This window comes from Mycolicibacterium sp. XJ1819, assembly GCF_053483675.1.
Genome location: NZ_JBEFST010000002.1, coordinates 209,888 through 231,507 on the forward strand (window position 1 = coordinate 209,888; position 21,620 = coordinate 231,507).

22 protein-coding genes and 1 pseudogene are annotated in these 21,620 nt (G+C 66.5%); 17 read left to right on the forward strand and 6 right to left on the reverse strand.

Annotated elements, in window-relative coordinates; translation table 11 throughout:
• A pseudogene (locus ABQE89_RS02895) lies at window positions 1-719 on the forward strand (SDR family NAD(P)-dependent oxidoreductase).
• A 6-nt stretch (window positions 720-725) separates the two neighbouring features.
• On the opposite strand, the gene ABQE89_RS02900 reads toward ABQE89_RS02895, so the two are convergent.
• Window positions 726-1,568 (reverse strand): SDR family oxidoreductase, encoded by an 843-nt coding sequence (locus ABQE89_RS02900; protein ID WP_448413940.1) that lies wholly within the window; start codon window positions 1,566-1,568, stop codon window positions 726-728.
• Window positions 1,569-1,650: 82 nt separating this feature from the next.
• Here ABQE89_RS02900 and ABQE89_RS02905 point away from each other — a divergent pair, with 82 nt between their 5' ends.
• Window positions 1,651-2,769, forward strand: a complete 1,119-nt coding sequence (locus ABQE89_RS02905) for an NAD(P)H-dependent amine dehydrogenase family protein (protein WP_448413942.1) — start codon at window positions 1,651-1,653, stop codon at window positions 2,767-2,769.
• Here ABQE89_RS02905 and ABQE89_RS02910 read toward each other — a convergent pair.
• Together ABQE89_RS02910 and ABQE89_RS02915 are read right to left on the reverse strand one after the other, a co-directional pair.
• Window positions 2,709-3,764: an NAD(P)H-dependent amine dehydrogenase family protein gene (locus tag ABQE89_RS02910; protein WP_448413944.1), complete on the reverse strand. Its 1,056-nt coding sequence runs from the start codon at window positions 3,762-3,764 to the stop codon at window positions 2,709-2,711. The genes ABQE89_RS02905 and ABQE89_RS02910 overlap by 61 nt on opposite strands.
• Window positions 3,765-3,776: 12 nt before the next feature.
• Window positions 3,777-5,015: a cytochrome P450 gene (locus tag ABQE89_RS02915; protein ID WP_448413946.1), complete on the reverse strand. Its 1,239-nt coding sequence runs from the start codon at window positions 5,013-5,015 to the stop codon at window positions 3,777-3,779.
• Window positions 5,016-5,127: 112 nt separating this feature from the next.
• Here ABQE89_RS02915 and ABQE89_RS02920 point away from each other — a divergent pair, with 112 nt between their 5' ends.
• Window positions 5,128-6,198 carry an NAD(P)H-dependent amine dehydrogenase family protein gene (locus ABQE89_RS02920; RefSeq protein ID WP_448414191.1) on the forward strand — a complete coding sequence of 357 codons (1,071 nt, stop codon included), beginning with the start codon at window positions 5,128-5,130 and terminating at the stop codon, window positions 6,196-6,198.
• Window positions 6,199-6,257: 59 nt separating this feature from the next.
• Here the strand turns inward: ABQE89_RS02920 and ABQE89_RS02925 are convergent, their stop codons facing one another.
• A complete protein-coding gene (locus ABQE89_RS02925) occupies window positions 6,258-7,376 on the reverse strand; it encodes an ABC transporter substrate-binding protein (protein ID WP_448413948.1) in 1,119 nt (372 codons plus the stop codon).
• 40 nt (window positions 7,377-7,416) lie between these two features.
• On the opposite strand from ABQE89_RS02925, the gene ABQE89_RS02930 reads away from it, so the two are divergent.
• From ABQE89_RS02930 to ABQE89_RS02945, 4 genes are all read left to right on the forward strand, one after another.
• On the forward strand, window positions 7,417-8,049 hold the full coding sequence (locus tag ABQE89_RS02930; protein ID WP_448413950.1) for a TetR/AcrR family transcriptional regulator: 633 nt from the start codon (window positions 7,417-7,419) through the stop codon (window positions 8,047-8,049).
• A 119-nt stretch (window positions 8,050-8,168) separates the two neighbouring features.
• The gene (locus ABQE89_RS02935; RefSeq protein WP_448413952.1) at window positions 8,169-8,957 is read left to right on the forward strand and encodes an SDR family oxidoreductase; all 789 of its coding nucleotides are present in this window, start codon (window positions 8,169-8,171) and stop codon (window positions 8,955-8,957) included.
• A 28-nt stretch (window positions 8,958-8,985) separates the two neighbouring features.
• Window positions 8,986-10,440, forward strand: coding sequence for an aldehyde dehydrogenase family protein (locus tag ABQE89_RS02940; protein WP_448414193.1), 1,455 nt, complete (start codon window positions 8,986-8,988; stop codon window positions 10,438-10,440).
• On the forward strand, window positions 10,441-11,616 hold the full coding sequence (locus ABQE89_RS02945; RefSeq protein WP_448413954.1) for an NDMA-dependent alcohol dehydrogenase: 1,176 nt from the start codon (window positions 10,441-10,443) through the stop codon (window positions 11,614-11,616).
• Window positions 11,617-11,626: 10 nt separating this feature from the next.
• Here ABQE89_RS02945 and ABQE89_RS02950 read toward each other — a convergent pair whose 3' ends face one another.
• Window positions 11,627-12,514, reverse strand: coding sequence for a LysR family transcriptional regulator ArgP (locus ABQE89_RS02950; protein WP_448414195.1), 888 nt, complete (start codon window positions 12,512-12,514; stop codon window positions 11,627-11,629).
• A gap of 84 nt (window positions 12,515-12,598) precedes the next feature.
• Between ABQE89_RS02950 and ABQE89_RS02955 the strand changes: the two genes are divergently transcribed.
• On the forward strand, window positions 12,599-13,606 hold the full coding sequence (locus ABQE89_RS02955) for a CobW family GTP-binding protein (protein ID WP_448413956.1): 1,008 nt from the start codon (window positions 12,599-12,601) through the stop codon (window positions 13,604-13,606).
• On the opposite strand, the gene ABQE89_RS02960 is transcribed toward ABQE89_RS02955, so the two are convergent.
• Window positions 13,591-14,193 (reverse strand): TetR/AcrR family transcriptional regulator, encoded by a 603-nt coding sequence (locus tag ABQE89_RS02960; RefSeq protein ID WP_448413958.1) that lies wholly within the window; start codon window positions 14,191-14,193, stop codon window positions 13,591-13,593. The genes ABQE89_RS02955 and ABQE89_RS02960 overlap by 16 nt on opposite strands.
• A 140-nt stretch (window positions 14,194-14,333) precedes the next feature.
• Here ABQE89_RS02960 and ABQE89_RS02965 point away from each other — a divergent pair, with 140 nt between their 5' ends.
• The 9 genes from ABQE89_RS02965 to ABQE89_RS03005 all read left to right on the forward strand — a co-directional run bounded on the left by ABQE89_RS02965 (window position 14,334) and on the right by ABQE89_RS03005 (window position 21,590).
• On the forward strand, window positions 14,334-15,569 hold the full coding sequence (locus ABQE89_RS02965; protein WP_448413959.1) for an amidohydrolase family protein: 1,236 nt from the start codon (window positions 14,334-14,336) through the stop codon (window positions 15,567-15,569).
• Between the two features lie 87 nt (window positions 15,570-15,656).
• Window positions 15,657-16,256 carry a LysE/ArgO family amino acid transporter gene (locus ABQE89_RS02970; protein WP_448413960.1) on the forward strand — a complete coding sequence of 200 codons (600 nt, stop codon included), beginning with the start codon at window positions 15,657-15,659 and terminating at the stop codon, window positions 16,254-16,256.
• 12 nt (window positions 16,257-16,268) lie between these two features.
• Window positions 16,269-16,853 carry an acyl-CoA-like ligand-binding transcription factor gene (locus ABQE89_RS02975; RefSeq protein ID WP_448413962.1) on the forward strand — a complete coding sequence of 195 codons (585 nt, stop codon included), beginning with the start codon at window positions 16,269-16,271 and terminating at the stop codon, window positions 16,851-16,853.
• Window positions 16,853-17,665 (forward strand): SDR family oxidoreductase, encoded by an 813-nt coding sequence (locus ABQE89_RS02980; protein ID WP_448413964.1) that lies wholly within the window; start codon window positions 16,853-16,855, stop codon window positions 17,663-17,665. Before ABQE89_RS02975 ends, ABQE89_RS02980 begins: the two co-directional genes overlap by 1 nt.
• A 22-nt stretch (window positions 17,666-17,687) precedes the next feature.
• Complete coding sequence (locus tag ABQE89_RS02985; RefSeq protein WP_448413966.1) at window positions 17,688-18,599, forward strand: ABC transporter substrate-binding protein; 912 nt, start codon at window positions 17,688-17,690, stop codon at window positions 18,597-18,599.
• Window positions 18,600-18,611: 12 nt separating this feature from the next.
• On the forward strand, window positions 18,612-19,313 hold the full coding sequence (locus ABQE89_RS02990) for a queuosine precursor transporter (RefSeq protein ID WP_448413968.1): 702 nt from the start codon (window positions 18,612-18,614) through the stop codon (window positions 19,311-19,313).
• Window positions 19,314-19,388: 75 nt separating this feature from the next.
• Window positions 19,389-20,054, forward strand: a complete 666-nt coding sequence (locus tag ABQE89_RS02995; RefSeq protein WP_448413970.1) for a 5-oxoprolinase subunit B family protein — start codon at window positions 19,389-19,391, stop codon at window positions 20,052-20,054.
• Between the two features lie 11 nt (window positions 20,055-20,065).
• A complete protein-coding gene (locus ABQE89_RS03000; protein WP_448414197.1) occupies window positions 20,066-20,956 on the forward strand; it encodes a 5-oxoprolinase/urea amidolyase family protein in 891 nt (296 codons plus the stop codon).
• A gap of 79 nt (window positions 20,957-21,035) precedes the next feature.
• Window positions 21,036-21,590, forward strand: a complete 555-nt coding sequence (locus ABQE89_RS03005) for a GNAT family N-acetyltransferase (RefSeq protein ID WP_448414199.1) — start codon at window positions 21,036-21,038, stop codon at window positions 21,588-21,590.
• Window positions 21,591-21,620: the final 30 nt, after the last annotated feature.

The window sequence follows — 21,620 nt, forward strand, 5'->3', positions numbered from 1 at the left end:
ATGGATCTGGGCTTCGAAGGTGCGACCCCAGTCGTTACGGGCGGCAGCAAGGGAATGGGACTGGCGATCGCCGAAACGCTCGGCGCCGAGGGCGCATCGGTGGCGATCATGGCCCGCGGACAGCAGGCGCTGGATTCAGCGGCCGAACGGATCCGCGCCGCCGGCGCTCCCGAAGTACTCGCGCTGAGCGTCGATATGTCCGATGCGACGTCGATCGCGGCGGGATACGCCGCGGTGAACGAGGCTTGGAACCGGCTGAATGTGTTGGTGCACACCGTAGGTCGGGCGCGGGCACCTTTGACGAGCTCGATGACGGGGACTGGCAGGCCGCTTTCGACCTGGGCACCATGGCCGCGGTCCGGTCGGTGCGCGCAGCGCTGCCGATGCTGCGCGCCGCCGAGTGGGCGCGGGTCGCCACCCTGTCCGCCCACTCGATTCAACGTCAAAGTCCCCGGCTCGTCGCCTACACCGCGACCAAGGCGGCGCTGTCGAGTTTCACCAAGATCCTCCAGGACACGCTGGCCGCCGATGGACTGGATTCCGCGAACCCGCACGATGTGATGGCCTGGGTGGAGCGGACCCACGGCCATCCGTGCGACCTCGGCCGGGCCGGACTCCCCGAGGAGATCGCCTCGGCCACCGCGTATCTCGTGTCGCGCCGGAACGGCTACGTGACCGGTGCCGCGGTCAACGTCGACGGCGGCTCCGACTTCATCTGACCGCCGTCAGCTGTGCTTTGACATCTCCCCGGCAGCGGTGTCGGCCCACTGCGCCTGGTGACGGCCCATGGTCATGGCGCCGTTCCAGCCGCCGTCGGTCCACAGCACCTCACCGCCGACGTAACTGAAGCGCGGGCTACCGAGGCAGACCAACGGCCAGGCCTGCTCCTCGGCGGTCGAGTACCGTCCCACCGGTCCGACGGCCTGATCGACGGTGTCCTTACCCATCAGATCCTGGAACGCCGGCATCATCGCCGTCTCGGTGGGACCGGGGTTGATGCAGTTGATCCGGATGCCCCGTCGCCCGAGGTCGGGATACCACCAACCCACCCACGCGTCGATGATGTACTTCGAGTACGCGTAACCGCTCCACGACCACAGCTTTTCGTTCGCCGTCAGCCACTCGACCGCCGCCTCGAACCCCTGGGTCTCGAGCAGTCCGGTGATGGTCTTGATGTGATCCTGCCAGCCGATCGCGGCCGACGACGAGATCACGCTGATGGCCGACCCCTCGGACATCTTCGGCACCAGACGCTCAGCCAGATGACGCGCCCCGACGAAGTTCACCAGGATCGTGTCCCATTCGCTGAATGGCGGACCGGGAAGCCCCGCGCAACTGAACAACCCGTCGACCGGGCCGTCGATGGCCGCGGCGACCTCGTCGATGCTGGCGCGGTCACGCAGATCGATCTGCAGCGCGCGGGCGACCGGCACCGTCGTCGGTTTGATGTCGAGGGCGGTGACCGTCGCACCCAGATCGACGAGGATCTGCGCGGTCGCCTGCCCCATGCCGGACGCCGCGCCCGTCACGACCACCGATTTGCCCTGGTACCCGAGCACATCCTGCATGGCACGCTCCTGTCGAGAACTTTGTTTGCCCGTAATTGAGAACAGACATTATCATCGGCGATGTCATGGAATGGTGATGGTCATGACCTCCAGCACCCGCCGGTTGCGGGTCATCCAGTGGGCCACCGGAGCCGTCGGCACCGAGATGGTCACCGCCATCCTCGATCACCGTCCCGACCTCGAGTTGGTCGGTGCCCGCGTGTACACCGACACGAAGAACGGGGTCGACGTCGGGACGCTCGTCAACCGGCCGCCGATCGGGGTCGCCGCCACCACCGACGTGGACGCGACCCTCGCGCTCGACGCCGATCTCGTGTTGTACGCACCGTCGTTCACCGACCTCGACGACGTCTGCGCGCTGCTCGAGAGCGGCAAGAATGTGGCGACGCCGTCGTTCCTGTTCCATCCACGCCGAATTCCGGAGGCTGATCGGGAAAGGTTGATGGCGGCATGTATCAAGGGCAACAGCACCATTCACGGCAGCGGCCTCAACCCGGGCAATCTTTCCGGCGTGCTGCCTCTCGCGCTGTCGGGCATGAGCCGCACGATCGAGCGGGTCACCCTGCAGGAGAGGGCTGACTGGACGCTGTGGGAGAGCACCGAGATCACCTTCGACGGAATGTGGTTCGGCCGACCGACCGACGAGGTGACGCCGACCGCCAACACCTACCTGGGGTTCCTGACGAAGCTGTTCGTCGAGCAGACCTGGTTTCTGTCCGACGCCCTGCACGCGGACATCGATGACGTCTCGGTGACCTTGGAGACCGTGCCGGCGAGCAAGGACCTCCACGTCTTCGACCACGTGGTACGGCAAGGCACGACGGCGGGGCAGCGCTGGAACTTCGTCGGCCATCGCAACGGCGTGCCGCTGATCGAGTTCGAGACGCTCTGGACCGTCGGCGGCGAGTTTCCCGACCACTGGCCCACGCCGCTGGACGGTTGGACGTTGACCATCGAGGGCGATCCGTCGATGCGTACGCACTTCTTTCCGCTGGCCAGTTTCTCGCGCGAGGCGTCGATCTCCGAGCATGTTCGGGCCGGCCTCATCACGGTGGCGATGCAGGTCGTCAACGCCATCCCGGCCGTCTGCGCGGCGCCCGCCGGCTTCGCGACGATGGCTGACCTTCCACTGATCCGCAGCTACACCGGTTTTGGTAACGGACTTGGTCCGACGAACGGCACGATCGTGGACAGGTCGTAGAGTCCGGGTTCGGCGGCGACGACTGCGGGTATCGCGTTGATCGCATGCATGGCGGTGGCCAGGCAACCCTGCTCGGCGTGATCCTCTCCGTGAGAACCGATCTCGAGGTGGATGCGCAGGTTCGGCTCACCTTCGAAGGTGACCGTATACCCGATCTCGGTCGGCCAGTCCGGCGCGAGATCGTCGGCCATGCGGGTGAGGTGCTCGACCGAGATCGTGGTTGCGCCGCAGTCGACGACGACACCGAAGCGCATGGCGCCGACGGTGCCTGCCGGGATTTCGCCGGCGGCGACGGTCAAAGTCCTTGGTGTCGTCTCGACTTCGCGGAATCCCTCGACGGATTCGATGTGCAGGCCCAGAGCCTGTGCGAGCACGGTGGCGCTGCCCATCCATGCGCTCGCCGCGTACTCGGTGTTGCTCAGCAGCGGCGTGGTGTCCTCTGGTGCATGCCCGAAGCCCATGGCGTTGAAGATCAGATCGTGGCTGGCGTACGTCGAGTAGTCGAGCACCTCGCGGACATTGATTCGGCTCGTCCGCTGCGACAGGCGTGAGAGCACAGGCGCCAGCGACTCCGCCACGAATCCCGGGTACAGACCCAGTCCCAGGAACGAGGTTCTTCCCACGTTGCACGCACTTTCGATGTCGTCAGCCAGCGACTCGTGTAGTGACCGCGGATGAATGAACCGGCTGCCGGTCGCAACCACGTTCTTACCCGATGCGAGCAGGTCGCAGACGTCGGCAAAGCAACCGGGCGTATCGGTTTCCACCTTGCCCATGTAGAGCACCACATCGGCGTCGGTGTTGATGAGGTCATCGCGGTCCGCGCTCGCGCGTAGCCCGATCTCGTCCAGCCCGCACAGGGTGCCCGCGTCCACGCCGGCCTTCGCGTCGTCGTAGACGCGCACGCCCACCAGGTCCAGATCCTGACGCCCGATGACGTGGCGCAGCGACATCATGCCCGTGACGCCGGTCGCCCATTGGATCACTCGAGGCATGTCACCGCCTCCTCAGTCCCACACCACGTCGAGGCGTGACGGCGATCGGAACACCGAGCCGGTGATGTAGGGCGGCGGCGCGTCGGGGTCGAGGCGCAGCCCCGTCAATTCGTCGAACAGCGCGTTGAAGATCTTGGTGGTTTCGAGCCGAGCCAGGTGCATGCCCAGACAGACGTGGGCGCCATGGGCGAATCCGATGTGCGGCTTGCGTTCCCGGAATATGTCGAACTTCTCCGGTTCTGTCCAGCGCGTTTCGTCGTGGTTGGCGCTGCCGAGGCTGAGCATCATCGTCGCGCCCTCGGGAACCTGGACGCCGCCGATTTCGGTGTCACAGGTGACCTCGCGCATGAAGTTGAGCAACGGTGTTTCCCACCGGATGCCCTCCTCGATGGCCGCCGGCAGCAGGCTGCGGTCCGCGCGCACCGCGTCGAGCTGATCGGGATGGGTGAGCAGGGCGTACGCCAGGCTGGCGGTCGACCGTGACGTCGTCTCCGCACCGGCCGGCAACAGGTTGCGCATGAAGCCGTAGATCTGCTCGTCGGACATCGTCACACCGTTGATCTCGGCCTGCGCGAGGATCGACACCATGTCGTCCTTGGGCGACCTGCGCTTGTCGGCGAGGATGTCGACGAAATACTCCTTCATGGTCGCCGACGCCCGCATCGCACATTCCATGTCGCCGCGGAAGCCCAGCAGATCTATCGCGAGCCGATGAAAATGCAACACGTCAGAGTCGGGGAGGCCCAACAGCGCGGCGATCACCCGCACCGGAATCGGCATGAACACCGCATCGACCAGATCGGCCCGTTTGGCGTCCCTGATCTTCGCCATGGCCCCCTCGACCAGGGGGCCGACCAGTTCGACGTCCCAGCGCTTCATCGACGAGCGCGCGAACGCGAACTCGTGCAGCTTGCGGTAGACCGCATGGTCGGGGTCCTGCATCTCGAGAATCGTCGGGCCCTGCAGCGGCCGCACGACGTCTTCGTAGCACCGCGTGCTGAAGGTGATGTGGTCGGTGAAGATCGCCTTGACGGTGTCGAACGTGTAGGCGGTGAACGTCGGCGGCCCGTCGCCGGAATTGCCGATCATGCCCATCTCGGGCCACCCGGCGTGCACCGGCGCCTGCGCACGAAGTTCCTTCAGAAGCGGGTACGGCGTGGCATCACCGTCGGCGCCCATGCCTTCGTTGAATTTGTCCTGCGCGTCGCGAATGCTCTGTTCGAGCTCCTCGACGCTGGCGGGCTCAAACATGGCTGTCAACATACCCCCTGGCGGTCGCAACCACCATACTGTAGGTTGACCCCCTTAAGCGCAGCAGGTTTGCGAAACTCGATCCCGGAGCGGTGAATTGGCAGTTCGAGTGGTGCAGTGGGCGACCGGGGCGGTCGGACGCGCCGCATTGACAGAGCTCATCGAGAACCCGGATTTCCAGCTGGTCGGAGTGCTGGTGTACGACCCGGCCAAGGCGGGTCAGGACGCCGGAGCGCTGTGCGGCCTGCCTCCGACCACCGGGGTGTCGGCCACCGCGGACAAAGACGAGATCGTCGCACTCGGCGCGGACGTCGTCATCCATGCCGCCAGCAAGGCCCATACCGTCGACACCAACGCCGACGACATCTGCCGACTGCTGGCGTCGGGCACCAATGTCATCACCACCACGTCCTACAACCACTTGCCCACCTACGGCGCCGAAACGGAGGCGGCGTTCGTGGCGGCCTGTCAAGCGGGGCAGTCGCGCTTCCACGCCGCCGGAGAGAACCCCGGATTCATGTTCGAGCGGCTGGTCGCGACGGTGACCGGGCTGAGCAAGACGATCGACCGCATCGATCTCTACGAAGCCACCGACGTGTCGGGCGTCGACAGCCGTCCTATGCTCGTCGACCTCATGGGCATGGGCCGCCCGCCCGAGGACGTCAGCGTCGACTCACCCATCATCAAGAAGCTCGACATGGCATACCGCCAGGCACTCAACGCGACCGCCGATGTTCTCGGCGTCACGCTGGACCACGTCGAGGTGTCGGTCGACGCCACGACGCTGCCGTACGACATCGAGGTTCTCGCGGGCACCATCGGGGCGGGAACGGTCGTCGGACAGCGGTTCTCGTGGATCGGCCACTGGTCGGGTCGGCCGCTGCTTGCCATCCATGAGGAGTGGGTGCTCACCCGCGACCTACCCCAGTGGGGCCTCACGCCGCTCGCGCCCGGTGAGAAAGCGCCGTTGATCCGCGCCGTGATCAAGGGGGTTCCGAGTTTCGAGCTCGCACTCGACGTCGGCTGGGACGGTCGGGCTCCCACCGGACAGCACGCGCAGCCGGGGCATCTGATGATCGCGATGGGCGCCGTGCGTGCGATCCCCTATGTGCTGGCGCAGCCGCCTGGAATCGTCACGGCGCCGGTGTTCGGGGCGATCCAGCTTGCCCAGCATCGAAACTGAGGCTGTGCACGAAAATTCACCGGATCTTGAGGCACAAGCTCAGTTTCGGCGGACAAGAGTCAAAAGTTTTCGCTCGGTGTCGCGTGAAAGACGTGCCCGCTGCCGTCCGGCAGCACCCGACGCGCGATCAGGTAGTCCGAACCCAGCCAGCCCTGTCTGATGTAGCGGCCGAACCGCAGGAACGTGCCCGGCGCGCCGCTTGCCGCCAGAACCAGTTTCACCTGCTCGATACCGTCCTTGACCCCGTCACCGGTCAGCGGGCGCGCCGCCGCCAGTCCGCGGGCGATCACGGTGGCAACATCGCGGCAGAGCCCCGGCATCGAGTGCGCGGGCCGGCGGCCGTAACGCGCCTCGAACCGGTCCAGGAATGCCTGGCCGACCTGGTTTCGCTCGTCGTAGCTGTCCAACCCGACCCAGCCCCGCAACTGGTGCATCCAATCGGCGTTGATGTGCGCCATCTCGAACGCGGTGGTGGTGTAGCGCGGCGGGTCCCAGTCGGCGGCCAGCAGTGCGTCCGAAAATCCCCACAACCCATGACCGAAGCCGACGTGCACGACGGCGTCGGGTTCGGCGGCGCGAAGCTCCGCGACCACCGCCGCCTTGTCAGCCTCCACCTGCGGGATAGCCACCGTGGCAACAACTTTCAAACCCGCGGCAGAGTACGCCTTTTCGGCGAACGCAAGGTACTCCTTGCCGATCAGCGACGCCTCGTAGGCAATGGCGATACGCGACCGTCCGTCCCCGAGCAGCACCGCGGCCAGCATCACCGGTTCCTCCGGCATCGACCCGTTGTTGAGGGCGAAGGTCCACTCGCCGAGCGCACCCTCCGACCCCGACAGGATGATGTTGGGGACCCTGGCGACCCGGTTGGCGTGCGCGGTCAGCGGAACCGCGTTGTCCGAGATGTAGGGGCCGAAGATCGCCAGACAACCTTCGTCGACCAGCTCGTCATATCCGCGCTCGACGGCGTGGTAGGTGCCGTTGGGCAGGCCGATGACGTGGCGCTCGACGAGCTCGATCGGCCGGTCGACGATGTCTGCCGCGACCGCCTCGTCGAACACCAGCCGCAGCGCGTCCACCGTGTCGTTCTCGGTCCCCACGCGGGTCGGATAGTCGTTGAGCAGGCCGACTTTCAGTGGGGCCACACAGCCATACGCGCGAACACGATCATCTGCCATCACCGCAACCTACAACATGAATGTTGCTAAGATGACCGCTATGGCCAGGCGTGGGGGCACAGACTCGGAGCGGCGCGCGAGGGGAGACCGAACCCGACGCACCCTCGTGGACGCCGGCCGCGCCCTGTTCGTCGAGAAGGGCTATTTCAACACCAGCATCGGCGACCTGGTCACCGCCTCGGATGTCGGCACGCGGGGCGCCTTCTATCACCACTTCAAGGACAAGGCCGAGCTTTTCCGGGCGGTGTTCGAGGAGGTCGAGCGCGACCTCACGTTGCGGTCGTTGGCCTCCCCACCGTCCGGCGCGGACTCCTGGGAACGGCTCTGCGCGGGCCTCCACGGCTTCCTCGAGTCGGCGACCGAACCCGAGGTGCAGCGCATCATGCTGGTCGACGGGCCCGTGGTGTTGGGCTGGCAGACCCTGCGCGCGATCCAAGAAGGCAACAGCATCGCGCTGATCAACGAGATGGTTCGCAACGCCATCGCCGAGGGTGTCATCGACGACCTTCCGGTCGCCGAACTGACCCACATGCTGGTCGCATCGCTGGAGGAGGGGGCGCTTTTGGTGGCGCATGCCAAGAGTCCCGGCAGGGCGCGGCGTCAAGCGGCGAAAGTACTCGACCGGTTGCTGCTCAGCTTCGCCACCGAGCCCCGAGAAGTACTAAGGCGCTAGCCCTTTGATTGGCCGGGCCCGGCTGGTGGCACCCGAACGGAAATCTATGTTTCCGCTATTGATTATCACGCTTCTACCAAACTGATAATGTGTGTTCGCCCCTCTTTCAAGGAGATCTGATGCCGGACCGGCCGCCACTGCGAGTTGCCGTAATCGGAGCGTCCGCAGGCCTCGGCAGGTGCATCGGAGTCGGGCTGGCGAAAACGGGCGCGCGGGTCGCCTTTTTGGCAAGACGCCGCGATCGCCTGGTCAACGCCGCCAACGAGGCCAGCACCGGCGCGGTTGCGGTCACCTGCGACGTCACCGACGCCGACGCCTGCCGGCGGGCGGTGGCAGAGGTCGTCGACGAGTTCGGCGGACTGGACGCGATCGTCTACACCACCGGGATGGGCGTCCTCGCACCCCTCACCGAAGTCTCTGCCGAGCAATGGGCAAACCTGTTCGCCACCAACGTCACCGGCGCTTCGCTCATCACCGCGGCCGCCGCACCCCACCTCGCCGCGGCCGCCGGTTCCGCGGTGTACCTGTCGTCGCTGAGCGCCTCCTACTCCGCGCCATGGCCGCTGCTCGGCGCTTACGCCGTCTCCAAGGCCGCCCTGGACAAGCTCGTCGAGGCGTGGCGCATCGAGCATCCCAACATCGGCTTCACCCGACTGGCGGTCGGTGACTGCTTCGGCGGCGAGGGCGACTCCCAGACGGAGTTCAACAAGACGTGGGACCCCAAGGCGCTGGAGGACGCCATCCGGTTCTGGATGGACAACGGCTACATGCAGGGTGGCCTCGTCGACGCCGACCACCTCGTCGATGTCGTGCGTTCCGTACTTGCTTGTGGCAACAGCAGTTTCATTCCATACCTGACATTGGCTCCTCGACCGTCCGGCGCGGTGGCCGAACTTCGACAGTGGTGAAGGAACGCCCGTGACACACGAATCCCGCATGCTCATCGACGGCAAGCTCGTCGAATCCGAAACCGGTCGCCGGTTCGACAACATCAACCCGGCGACCGAGGAGGTTCTCGGCGGCACCGCCGACGGCACCCGCGCCGACATGGAACGCGCGGTGGCGGCCGCCCGGCACGCGTTCGACCACACCGACTGGTCGCGTGACGGCGCGGCCAGGGCCGCCGGGCTGCGTCAACTGCAGGCGGCGCTGGAGGCCGAACGCGAGGAGATCCGCAGCGAGCTCATCGCCGAGGTCGGCTGCCCGCTGCTGAGCACGTACGGACCCCAGCTCGACGTGCCCCTCAAGGAGGCGTTGAGCTGGCCCGCGGACATGATCAGCCAGTTCTCCTGGAAACGAACGCTTCCCGACAAGGATGCGTTCGGCATGGGCACCCTGGCTGCCCGCGAAGTGTGGAAGGAACCCGTCGGTGTCGTCGGTGTCGTCACACCGTGGAACTTCCCGGTCGAGATCATCCTCAACAAGATCGGGCCGATTCTGGCGATGGGCAACACGATGGTGCTCAAGCCCGCACCCGACACGCCCTGGAACGCCACCCGCATCGGCCGGATCATCGCTGAGCACACCGACATCCCGCCCGGGGTGATCAACATCGTCACCTCTTCGGACCATCTCGTCGGCGAGGTGCTCTCGACCTCCCCCCTGGTCGACATGGTGGCCTTCACCGGTTCGACGGCGACCGGGCGGCGCATCATGGCGGCCGCCGCCGAGACCGTCAAGCCGACGTTCCTCGAACTCGGCGGCAAGTCGGTGTATCTGGTGCTCGATGACGACGGTGACATCAGCGCCTCGGTCGGCGGCAGTGCCTTCATCTCCATGCACGCCGGACAGGGTTGCGCGATGCCGACCCGCCTGCTGGTACCGAACTCCCGGTACGACGAGGCCGTCGAGATCGTCAAGGTCGCGATGGAGAACAACAAATACGGCGATCCCACCGACCCGTCGGTGCTGCAGGGCCCGCAGGTGTCCAAACGCCAGCAGGACCGGGTGATGGGCTATATCGAGAAGGGCAAGCAGGAAGGCGCGCGGCTGGTCACCGGCGGCAGCATTCCCGCACACCTTCCGAAGGGGTTCTTCGTCGAACCGACCGTTTTCGCCGACGTGGACAACCGGATGACGATCGCCCAGGAGGAGATCTTCGGTCCGGTGTTGTCGGTCATCGGGTTCGACGGCGACGACGAGGCGGTGCGCATCGCCAACGATTCGATCTACGGATTGTCGGGCGTGGTGTTCGCCAAGGACCTGGAGCGGGCCAAGTCCGTCGCGAGCCGGATCCGCACCGGGACCCTGGGCATCAACGGCGGTCTCTGGTACGGCGCCGACGCTCCCTTCGGCGGCTACAAGCAATCCGGCGTCGGGCGGCAGTGCGGCATCGAGGGCCTTGAGATCTTCACCGAAACCAAGACAGTCGGCTGGCCAAAGGAGTCCTAGATGAAATCAAGAGCCGCGGTGCTGCGCGGAGTCGGCGTCGACTGGGAGGTCACCGACGTCGAACTGGACCCACCCCGCGCCGGTGAGGTGCTGGTCAAGATGGCCTATGCCGGAATCTGCCACTCGGACGAGCACTTCTATACCGGTGACAGCGTGCCGAGCCCCGAGATGGAGGAGATGATGCGGGCCTCCGGCGTGCCGGTGCCCGAATGGTTTCCCATGCTGGGCGGTCACGAGGGATCCGGTGTCGTCGAGGCCGTCGGCCCAGAGGTGAAGACGCTCAAGCCCGGTGACCACGTTGCCATCTCGTTCCTGCCGGCGTGCGGAAACTGCCGCTGGTGCGCCACCGGGCACACCTTCATCTGCGATGTCGGTGCCGATCTCTACAGCAAGGCCATGACCACCGACGGCACCTGCAGGCGCCACGTGTCCGGTCCGAATGGCGACGAGGACCTGATGGCCATGATGCAGGTCGGCACGTTCTCCGAGTACGTCGTCGCATCCGAACGGAGTCTGGTCAAGATCCACGACTGGATCCCGCTCGAGGCGGCCTCCCTGGTGTCCTGCGGTGTCACCACCGGTTTCGGCTCCGGATCGGTGGCCGCGGGCACCGAGGCCGGTGACACCGTCGTGGTGATCGGGGTCGGCGGGATCGGCATGAACGCCGTGCAGGGCGCGAAGGTGGCCGGCGCCAAACACATCGTGGCCGTCGACCCGAATGAGTTCAAACGCGAGATCGCGCCCACCTTCGGTGCGACGCACACCGCCATCGACGCCGGCGCCGCACTCGAGCTTGTCAAGGAGATCACCTGGGGCGTCATGGCCGACCGCGTCGTGCTGACGCCCGGCGTGGTACCGACCGACCTCGTGATGGTGGCGATGATGCTGCTACGCAAGGGCGGCACCTGCGTGCTGACCGGCATGGCCAAGGTCAGCGATCTGATGGTCCCGCTGAGCCTGCCCGATATGGTCAGCTCCTGTAAGACCTTGAAGGGCGTGCTCTACGGCGAGATGAATCCGCGCGACGCGATGCCGAAACTGCTGTCGATGTATGAGGCGGGCACCATCAAACTCGACGAACTGGTGACCCAGAAGTACAAGCTCGACGACATCAACGAAGCGATGAAGGATCTGCGGGCCGGCCGCAACATCCGCGGGGTCATCGCCTTCGAGTGAGCCGGAGGCTTCATCGCGAACGACGTAGCACGCTCGCTGCGCGTCGCACCGCGTCGGTGATGCGGGCGACGACCGGGCTGTCCAGCTTCCAGCACTGCCAATACAGGGGCACGTCCAGGTACGCGGCGCAGATGCGCACGAACGAGCCCGCCTCGAGGTTCGGCGCGGCCAGGCTCTCCGGGTACATCCCCCAACCCCGTCCCGCCAGCACCGCGGCGCCGAACCCCTCAGCGGTGGGGATGAAGTGCAGGGGCCTTTCGATGTCTCTGCGAAACACCTTGCGCACCAGCATGTCCTGAAGGGCGTCGTCGCGGTTCCATGCCAGCGAGGGCGCCGTCGCGGCCGTACGCGCGGTGAACCCGTCGGGCAGATACCTGTTCATGTAGTCCTTGCCCGCGACCGGCAGATAGCGCATCACGCCCAGGGCCTGCACCCGGCAACCCGGCACCGGTGTGCGCTCGGTGGTGACCGCGCCCATCGCCACGCCTTCGCGCAGCAACCGGGCCGAATGGTCCTGATCCTCGATCCGGATGTCGAACAACACATCGTCGAGTTCGGTGAACACCTCGGTGAACCACGTCGCCATGGAATCGGCGTTGACGGCCATCGTGATCCGCGGTGCCGCGGGTGCGCCGCCGGCCAACTCGGCCATCGCCTCGGCCTCCAACAGCGTCGTCTGCGCGGCCAGCCGCAGCAGCGGAACTCCGGCAGCCGTTGCCGAACAGGGCTTTTCGCGCACCACGAGCACCTGGCCCACCCGCTGTTCGAGCGCCTTGATGCGCTGGCTGATTGCCGACGGGGTGACGTGCAACTGCGTAGCCGCGACGTCGAACGAGCCGTGCTCGATCACCGCAGCGAACGCCGCCAGCTGCTGTCCGTCGATTCGCACGTCAACGATGCTAATGCGCAAGCGAATTCTTCAGCAGTGAGCTGTGCTTCGCGCGACCCCATACACTGGCCTCGGCCGGAGGGAAGGAGCAGAGTGGGAACGATCCCCGTCATCGCGTTGACAGGTTATCTGGGTGCGGGCAAGACAACGCTGCTCAACCATGTTCTTCGGAGCCCCGGAGCCCGAATCGGCGTGGTCATCAACGACTTCGGTGAACTCAACGTGGACGCCGCGCTGGTGACCGGGCAGGTCGACGAACCCGCATCCATCGCGGGTGGCTGCATCTGTTGTCTACCCGACGAGGGTGGACTCGACGAAGCGCTGGCCAAACTCTCCGACCGACGGCTCGGCCTGGACGCCATCATCGTAGAGGCCAGCGGCCTCGCCGACCCCGTCGCGATATCCCGGATCATCCGATTCAGCGGGGTCGAACGCATCCGGCCGGGCGGCATCGTCGACGTCATCGACGTCACCGCGCATTTCGACACCGTGGACGACGGCGATACGCCTCCCGCGCGATACGGGGCGGCGTCGCTGGTGGTGGTCAACAAGCTCGACCAGATCGCAGGGGAGGACCGCGCCGGTGTTCTCGACAAAATCGAGGCACGGGTCCACCAGCGCAACCCGGATGCGCATGTCGTCGGCGCGATCGCCGGGCAGGTGGATCCCGCGTTGCTCTACGACGTCGCCGATTCCGACGAGGCGACCGGACAGTTGTCCTTTCGCGAACTGCTGCTCGCCGACGCACACCACCACGTCCACGCCGACTCCGTCAGCGCGACCAGCGAGGGCTGCATCGACCCCGGCGCCCTCGTCGACCTGCTCGAGGATCCACCCGCCGGCGTGTACCGGCTCAAGGGCACCGTCAACGTCCGCTCCGGCTCACGCTCACGCAGTTATGTCGTCAACGTGGTCGGCACCTCGGTGCACATCGCGACCCCGCCCAAGCCGGCTCGGTCCAACAGCTTGGTCGCCATCGGAACGGCGTTCGACGTCGACGGCGTCCGCGCACGCATCGACGCCACGTTGCGCTCCCACGACGGTCCGGTGCCCGCTGCGGGCATGCGTCGGCTGCAGCGCTACCGTCAGCTCTCCGCCTGAGGCGTCATCGCGTGGATCATCTCGGCGACGACGGCCGCCACTTCGTCTTTGTCGACGCGTACCGACTGCGTTTGAACTGCGTACCAGGCGCGTTCGAGTAGACCCATCACCGAGACGCCCACCGCTTCGTACGGATGTCCGCCCGCACCGACGACCGCCTGTCCGAGTTTCCACGCTGTCCTGGTGGACGTATGGGCAAGCGAGCGCTTGAACTCCTCGTCGTCGGGAGCGGAATGCTGGGCCGCCATGAGAAACGCGCCATGGGTGTCCAGATGATCGAAATACGTCTTCACCCAGCGGGTTACGTCCGACAGCGCGACCGGACGAGGCAACTTCTCGAACTCCGCCACCACGGCCAGAGTGTCGTGGTAGACGGTTTCACCGAGGATGTTGAAGACCTCGCGTTTGTCCTTGAAGTAGGTATAAAACCCCGCGCGGGAAATCCCGCACGCGTCGGTGATCGCGTTGATCGTCGTCCCGGCGTAGCCGCGTTCCAAGAACAGCCTGCGGCTGCCCTCGAGGATCACCGCTCGGGTGCGCTCGCCGCGGCCGACATCGACCGCTGGCGACTGCGTGGAGGCGACCATGGCACTGACGGTACTTGACGCTTTCGCCAAACAGCAAGATCACAGGTCACATCTCATTATGGTGGTGATTCGCGCTTCTACTTGACACAAGTGTCAACTTGGACGAAGCTAGGCTCACCCGCCACAGAGGAGATTCGCCGATGTTTGACGCGCAGAACGTGCCGATCTTCGACGCCGATCAGCACATGTATGAGACTCCGGATTGTCTGACCACCCACCTGCCGGAGAAGTACCGCAAGGCCGTGCAGTTCGTGAAGATCGGCAAGCGAACCCGGATCGCGATCCTGAACAAGATCACCGAGTACATGCCCAACCCGACGTTCGAAGTGGTGGCGGCCCCGGGAGCCCACGAGCGGTTCTACGGCAACAACAATCCCGAAGGGCTGACACTGCGCGAGATGAGCGGCACCCCGATCAAGCCGCCGGCGGCGTCGCGCGACCGCGACGAGCGCATCAAGCAACTCGACGCCCAGGGCGTCGAGGCGTGCCTGAACTATCCGACGCTGGCCAACCTGGTGGAACACTCCGCGGCCGAAGACCCCGAACTCACCGCCGCGCTCATCCACGCGCTCAACCAGTGGATGCTGGAGACGTGGGGCTACACCTACCAGGACCGGATCTATTCCACCCCGGTTATCACGCTGGGCATTCTCGACAACGCCATGCGGGAGTTGGAATACGTCGTCGACAACGGCGCCAAGGTGATCCTGATCAAGCCCGCGCCGGTGAACACCTTCCGCGGGTGGCGCTCACCCGCGCTGCCCGAGTTCGACCCGTTCTGGCGCGAAGTCGAGTCGCTCGGGTTGCCCGTGGTGATCCACGGCAGCCAGCCGCCACTTGAGCAGTACGTCAACCTGTGGGAGCCGCCGGACACCAACAGCGCCTTCGAGATGTCGGCGTTCAAGTGGGTGGTGCTCGGCCACCGCGAAATCGCCGACATGATCACCAGCCTGATCTGTCACGGCACGCTCACCCGGTTCCCCAAACTGCGCGTCGCCAGCGTGGAGAACGGCAGTTCCTGGATCCACCCGCTGATCCACGGACTCGACGACATCTACCGCAAGATGCCCAAAGCGTTCGAGGAGCATCCCGTCGACGTGTTCCGGCGCAACATCTGGGTCTCCCCGTTCTGGGAGGGCAACGTCGCCGACGTCGTCACCAGCGTCGGATGGGACAAGGTGCTGTTCGGCTCGGACTGGCCGCACCCCGAGGGCCTCGAGGAGCCCCGGAAGTACCACACGTACGCCGAGGACATGGACGAGCGCCGCAGCTACGACTATCTGGGCGACAACGCGCGCCGGTTCATGGGACTGCCGATCAAGAATCCCGACCCGGCGGCCGCCAACCCGCCGGTGATCTCGGTACCGACCGGCTAGCAGACGGCCTGCTCGCATTAGGTTCACTAATGCGGATTCAGAAACATTAGCTGTACTGATCCACTGCGGCGTGCCAGCGTCGACACCGTGGACTCACCGCTGTTCGTCGGCTTCGTCGCGTCGCTGACCCTGATCGCCGCGATCGGCGCGCAGAACGCCTTCGTGCTGCGCCAGGGCATCCGCGGCGAGCACGTCCTGGCCGTGGTCGCGGTGTGCACGGCCTCCGACGTCGTGCTCATCGCGGCGGGCATCGCCGGCGTCGGCGCGCTGATCTCGGCGCACCCCGGGGCGATGACCGTGGCGAAGTTCGGCGGTGCGCTGTTCCTGACCGGCTACGGCCTGCTCGCCGCGCGCCGCGCCGCGCGGCCGTCGACCCTGGCGCCGTCGACGGCCGGTCCGACCCGTCTGCTCGAAGTGCTGGTCACCTGCCTGGCCATCACCTGGCTCAACCCGCACGTGTATCTCGACACCGTGGTCCTGCTCGGCACGCTGGCCAACGAACACCGCGGCCAGCGGTGGCTGTTCGGCATCGGCGCGGTCACCGCCAGCGCCGTGTGGTTCGTCTGCCTCGGTCTAGGCGCCCGCCGACTCGCCGGGCTTTTCGCCACCCCGCTCACCTGGCGCGTCCTCGACGCACTGATCGCGACGACGATGATCGGACTCGGTGTGTCTCTGGCGCTGACCTGACACAATCGCCCCATGGCGCGAAGCCAGCAAACACTCGGCCTGCGGGGGCGCAAGAAGGCGCGGACCCGTGACACAATCCGTCGCGAGGCGATCCGGCTCATCACGGACAACGGTTGGGCCAACACCACCATCGATCAGATCGCCGAGGCGGCGGAGATCGCGCCCAGCACCTTCTTTCGGTACTTTCCGACCAAGGAAGCGGTGCTGCTGGCCGACGACCTCGAGCACGTCATGGTCGAGGCGCTCGCGGCACAACCCCGTCAGCTGCCGGCCCTGCAGGCGTTTCGCCGCGCGATCGAGATCACCGCGGCGACGGTGTCGAAGAAGGGCTGGGAACTCGAGCGGGCCCGTCAACGCATCGTGTTCTCGATACCCGAACTCAAGGCCGCGCAATTCGACACCTATCGTCGGTCCATCTGGAAACTTGCCGAGGCGGAGAACCATCGGCTGGGCAGGCGACTCGACGATTTCGCGGCTAGGACGTTCTACGGCGCCGTCGTCGGGGCGCTGATGGTCGTCATCGATCGGACGAAAGGCTCAGTGGAGGACGACATGTTGCGTGCACTGGACTTCATCGAAGCGGGTATGCCGCTGTGATGACCACACCGAGAGCTCAACAACAGAAGGCCGTGTTCATCACCGGCGCCGCCGCAGGCATCGGGCGGGCCACCGCGCTGACGTTCGCCAAGAAGGGGTTCACCGTCGGGGGCTACGACATCGACGAGGTCGGACTGAAGACGCTGGCAGACGAGATCGACCGACTCGGCGCCAAGGCCGTCGTCGGGCACCTCGACGTCACCGATCCCGACGAGATGGCACGCTGCGTCGGCGAATTCGCCAGGGCCGCCGGTGACCGCCTCGACGTGATGATCAACAACGCCGGCATCCTGCGCGCCGGGCGCTTCGAGGAAATGGACCTGCGCGGTCATTTCAAGGAGATCGACATCAACACCAAGGGTGTGGTCAACGGACTGCATGCCGCGTTCGGTTACCTGCGCTCCACGCCGAACTCCGTCGTGGTGAACCTGTCCTCCGCGTCGGCCATCTACGGTCAGGCCGAACTGGCCAACTACAGCGCGACGAAGTTCTTCGTTCGGGGCATCACCGAAGCGCTCGACATCGAGTGGAGTCGCTACGGCATCCGGGTGATCGCGATGTGGCCGCTGTACGTGCAGACCGCGATGACCGAGAACGTCAAGACCGGAACCACGGAGTCACTCGGCATCCGCCTGACCGCCCAGGACATCGCCGACGCCATCGTCAAGGCGACAGAGCCGTCATGGCTGCGCCGCGCCGTCCACCAGGTGCACTTCCCCGTCGGCTCGCAGACCAAGATGCTCACGGTCGGCTCCCGGTTCTCGCCGGGTTGGTTGACCCGACTGGTCAACAAGAAGCTCGCGCACTCCTGAGTGAGTTAGCTACTCTCGCCGGGTGCCTGCTGCGTTGTCCCGGCGGAGTTTCCTGGCGCTGACGGCCGGGACGCTCGCGGCGGTCGCGGCGTGCGGATCGGACAAACCGGGCACCGTCGCCGAGGACGGCTCGGTCACGGTCAAGCACACCTTCGGTGAGACCAAGATCCCCGCACCACCCACCCGGGTCGTCAGCGCCGGACTCACCGGACAGGACGACCTGCTGGCGCTGGGCGTCGTGCCGATCGCGGTGACCGACTGGTTCGGCGGTGAGCCGTTCGCCGTATGGCCTTGGGCGCAACCGAAATTGGGCGGGACCCAGCCGGTGGTGCTCAGCCTCGCCGACGGCGTGCAGATCGACCAGATTGCGTCGCTGAACCCCGACCTGATCGTCGCCACCAACGCCGGCCTGGACTCCGACACCTACACACGGCTGTCCGCGATCGCGCCGACCGTCGCCCAGACCGGCCACGACCCATTCTTCGAGCCGTGGAAAGACCAGGCCACCACCATCGGTCAGGCGGTGTTCAAACACGACGAGATGCAGGCACTCATCGCGGCCGTCGACGACCGGTTCACCACGGCAGGCGCCGACAACCCCCAGTTCGCCGGCAAGAAGGCGCTGCTACTGCACGGCCGCCTCGACGAGGGTGGCCCGCAAGCGATGACACCGCCGTGGCGCACCGAGTTCCTCACCCAGATGGGGTTCGCCGCCGACTCCGAGGACCCGGGCTCGGCCGACGTGCTGATCTGGTGCACCGAGAGCGACGAGGAACAGGCGGCGCTGCTGGCCGACCCCACGATCGCCGAGCGCGGCGGCCGCAATGTGTTCACCGGCAAGGAACTCGCCGGCGCGATCGCGTTCGCCTCGCCGCTGTCACTGCCGGTGGTCGCCGCGGGGCTGCCACCGCACCTGACGCAGGCGCTGGCCTGACAGGATGACCGGGTGACCGGCACCGGATCGCTCGAGCACCGCGGCTTCGCGCAGACGGGCTCGGCCTACTATCCGACGCTGGTGGCCGTCTTCACCGGGCTGGTGCTGATCTCGAATGTGACGGCCACCAAGGGCATCGAGTTCGGTCCGATCGTCGGTGACTGGTCGCTGATCACCGACGGCGGCTTCCTGGTGTTCCCGCTGACCTACGTCATCGGCGACGTGCTTTCGGAGGTCTACGGGTTTGCCGCCACACGGCGCGCGATCTTCATCGCCTTCGCGATGGAGGTCGTCGCGGCGGTCACCTTCTGGGTCACCGCGTACCTGCCCGCGGCCGACTTCTACGCCAACCAGGCCGCGTTCGAGGCCGTGGTGAAGCCGTTCACGCAGCTGATCATCGCCGGGCTCGCGGGTTTCATCGTCGGGCAGACACTCAACGCCTGGGTGGTGGTGCGCATCAAGGCGCGCACGAAGGAGCGCCATCTGTGGGCGCGGCTGATCGGCTCGACGATTGTCGGAGAGTTTGCCGACACATTGGTTTTCTGCGCCATCGCCGCGGGCGCCATCGGTATCGACACCTGGCCGGACTTCCTCACCTACGTCGCGATCGGGTGGTTCTACAAGACCGCCGTCGAAGTCGCGGTCCTGCCGCTGACCTACCGGGTGATCGCGTTCATCAAACGTCGCGAGCCCACGTATCGACCCGCCGTTTGAGGCTTCGGTAAGGCTCCTCTGGCAAGGCTCACAGAGCACGAGCTTCGGTAGCTACTCGGCGGTAAGTTCGGGTGTATGAGCATGACTGCCGACGTGGCCGACCCCAGGGATCTGCGCGCCGTGCGGAACTACGGCGATCAGGCGCTGCTGTTGGAGTTCGACACCACCGACGACGTGTTGGCGTGGACCGAGACGATCCGCGGCGCCGAGTTGCCGGGCGTGCTCGACGTCGTGCCTGCCGCGCGCACCGTCCTGGTCAGGTTGGCCGGACCCCGCTACCTCGCGCCGACCCGTCAACGCCTGGGCACACTGAGCGGGCCGAACCTCACCGAGCGGCGCCTCACCGGGGCCCCCGGGCAGATCGACGTCCAGATCGACGTCGTCTACGACGGCCCCGACCTCGACGAGGTGGCCGGACGGACCGGGTTGTCGCCCGATCAGGTGGTCGAGGCGCACACCGGCACTCCGTGGCGCGTCGGATTCGGTGGTTTCGCACCGGGTTTCGCCTACCTCGTCGGTGGCGACTCGCGGTTGGAGGTGCCGCGCCGCGCAGAGCCGCGCGCCCGCGTGCCCGTCGGGTCGGTGGGCCTGGCGGGACAGTTCAGCGGCATCTATCCGCGACAGTCTCCGGGCGGATGGCAGTTGATCGGCCGAACCGACGCGGTGCTGTTCGACGTCGACCGGGAGAAGCCCGCGCTCCTCACGCCGGGGGTCTGGGTGCGGTTCCGGGCGGTCGGCTAGGAGGCGGACGGATCATGATCACGCTGGAGATCCTGCGGTCCGGACCGCTGGCGCTGGTCGAGGATCTGGGGCGGCCCGGCCTGTCGCACATGGGCGTCGGCCCGTCCGGGGCCGCCGACCGCCGGTCGCATGCGCTGGCCAACCGGCTGGTCGCCAACCCCGACGACCGCGCCACCATCGAGGTGACGTTCGGCGGTTTCTCGGCGCGGGTGCACGGCGGCGGTGAGGACGGCGTCGCGATCGCCGTCACCGGCGCGGACACCGATCCGGCGGTCAACGGAAAACCGTTCGGCACCAACAGCATCCACTATGCCCGTGACGGTGAGGTGATCTCGCTGGGCGCGCCCCGCTCGGGACTGCGGACCTATCTCGCGGTGCGGGGCGGTATCGACGTCGACCCGGTGCTGGGGTCACGCTCCTACGACGTGATGTCGGCGATCGGACCGCTGCCGCTGCGACCGGGCGACATGTTGCCGGTCGGCGCGCACACCGAGGAGTTCCCCGAACTCGACCAGGCGCCGGTGGCGTCCATCGAGGACGACATCTGCGAACTGATCGTGGTGCCGGGCCCGCGCGACGACTGGTTCGTCGATCCCGATGTCCTGATCCGCACGAACTGGCTGATGACCAACAAGAGCGACCGGGTCGGCATGCGCCTGGTCGGGATGCCGCTGGAGTACCGGCGGCCCGACAGCCAGCTGCCCAGCGAGGGCGCCACCCGCGGCGCGATCCAGGTACCGCCGAACGGATTTCCGGTCATCCTCGGGCCCGACCATCCGGTCACCGGCGGCTACCCGGTGATCGGGGTGGTGACCGACGAGGACATCGACAAGGTCGCCCAGATCCGGCCGGGCCAGACCGTGCGGATGCACTGGTCGCATCCGCGCCGCCCGCTCGACTGATGCAGACCCGCGAAACTCCTGGTAGAACGGCAGTGTGTACGCGCACAACGTCAGTGCTCCGCACGTTCGTCAGGATCAGCTGACCCGTGTCCAGACCGCTCGGCTGATCCACACCTCCGACCTCGACCCCGAGACCCGCGACGACGCCCGCCGCATGGTCATCACAGCGTTCGACGGTGAGTTCACCGATGCCGACTGGGAGCATTCACTCGGTGGCATGCACGCCGTGATCTTCGACCACGGCGCCGTGATCGCCCACGCCGCCGTCGTGCAGCGACGGCTGCTCTACCGCGACATCCCGCTGCGGTGCGGCTATCTGGAAGCCGTCGCGGTGCGCGAGGACTGGCGGGGCCAGGGGCTGGCACGCGCAGTGATGGACGCCGTCGAGCAGGTGCTGCGGGGCGCCTATCAGGTCGGAGCGCTCAGCGCATCGGAGGCGGGGCGGCCGATCTATGAGGCTCGGGGCTGGCTGCCGTGGCGAGGCCCGACGTCGGTACTTGCGCCGGTGGGCGTCACACGGACCCCCGACGACGACAGCGCGCTGTTCGTACTTCCGGTCAACCTGCCCGACGGGCTCGCTCTGGACCCCACCGCCGAGATCACCTGCGACTGGCGCGACGGCGAGGTGTGGTGACCTGCAACTTCACCACCCAGCCGGGGCTGA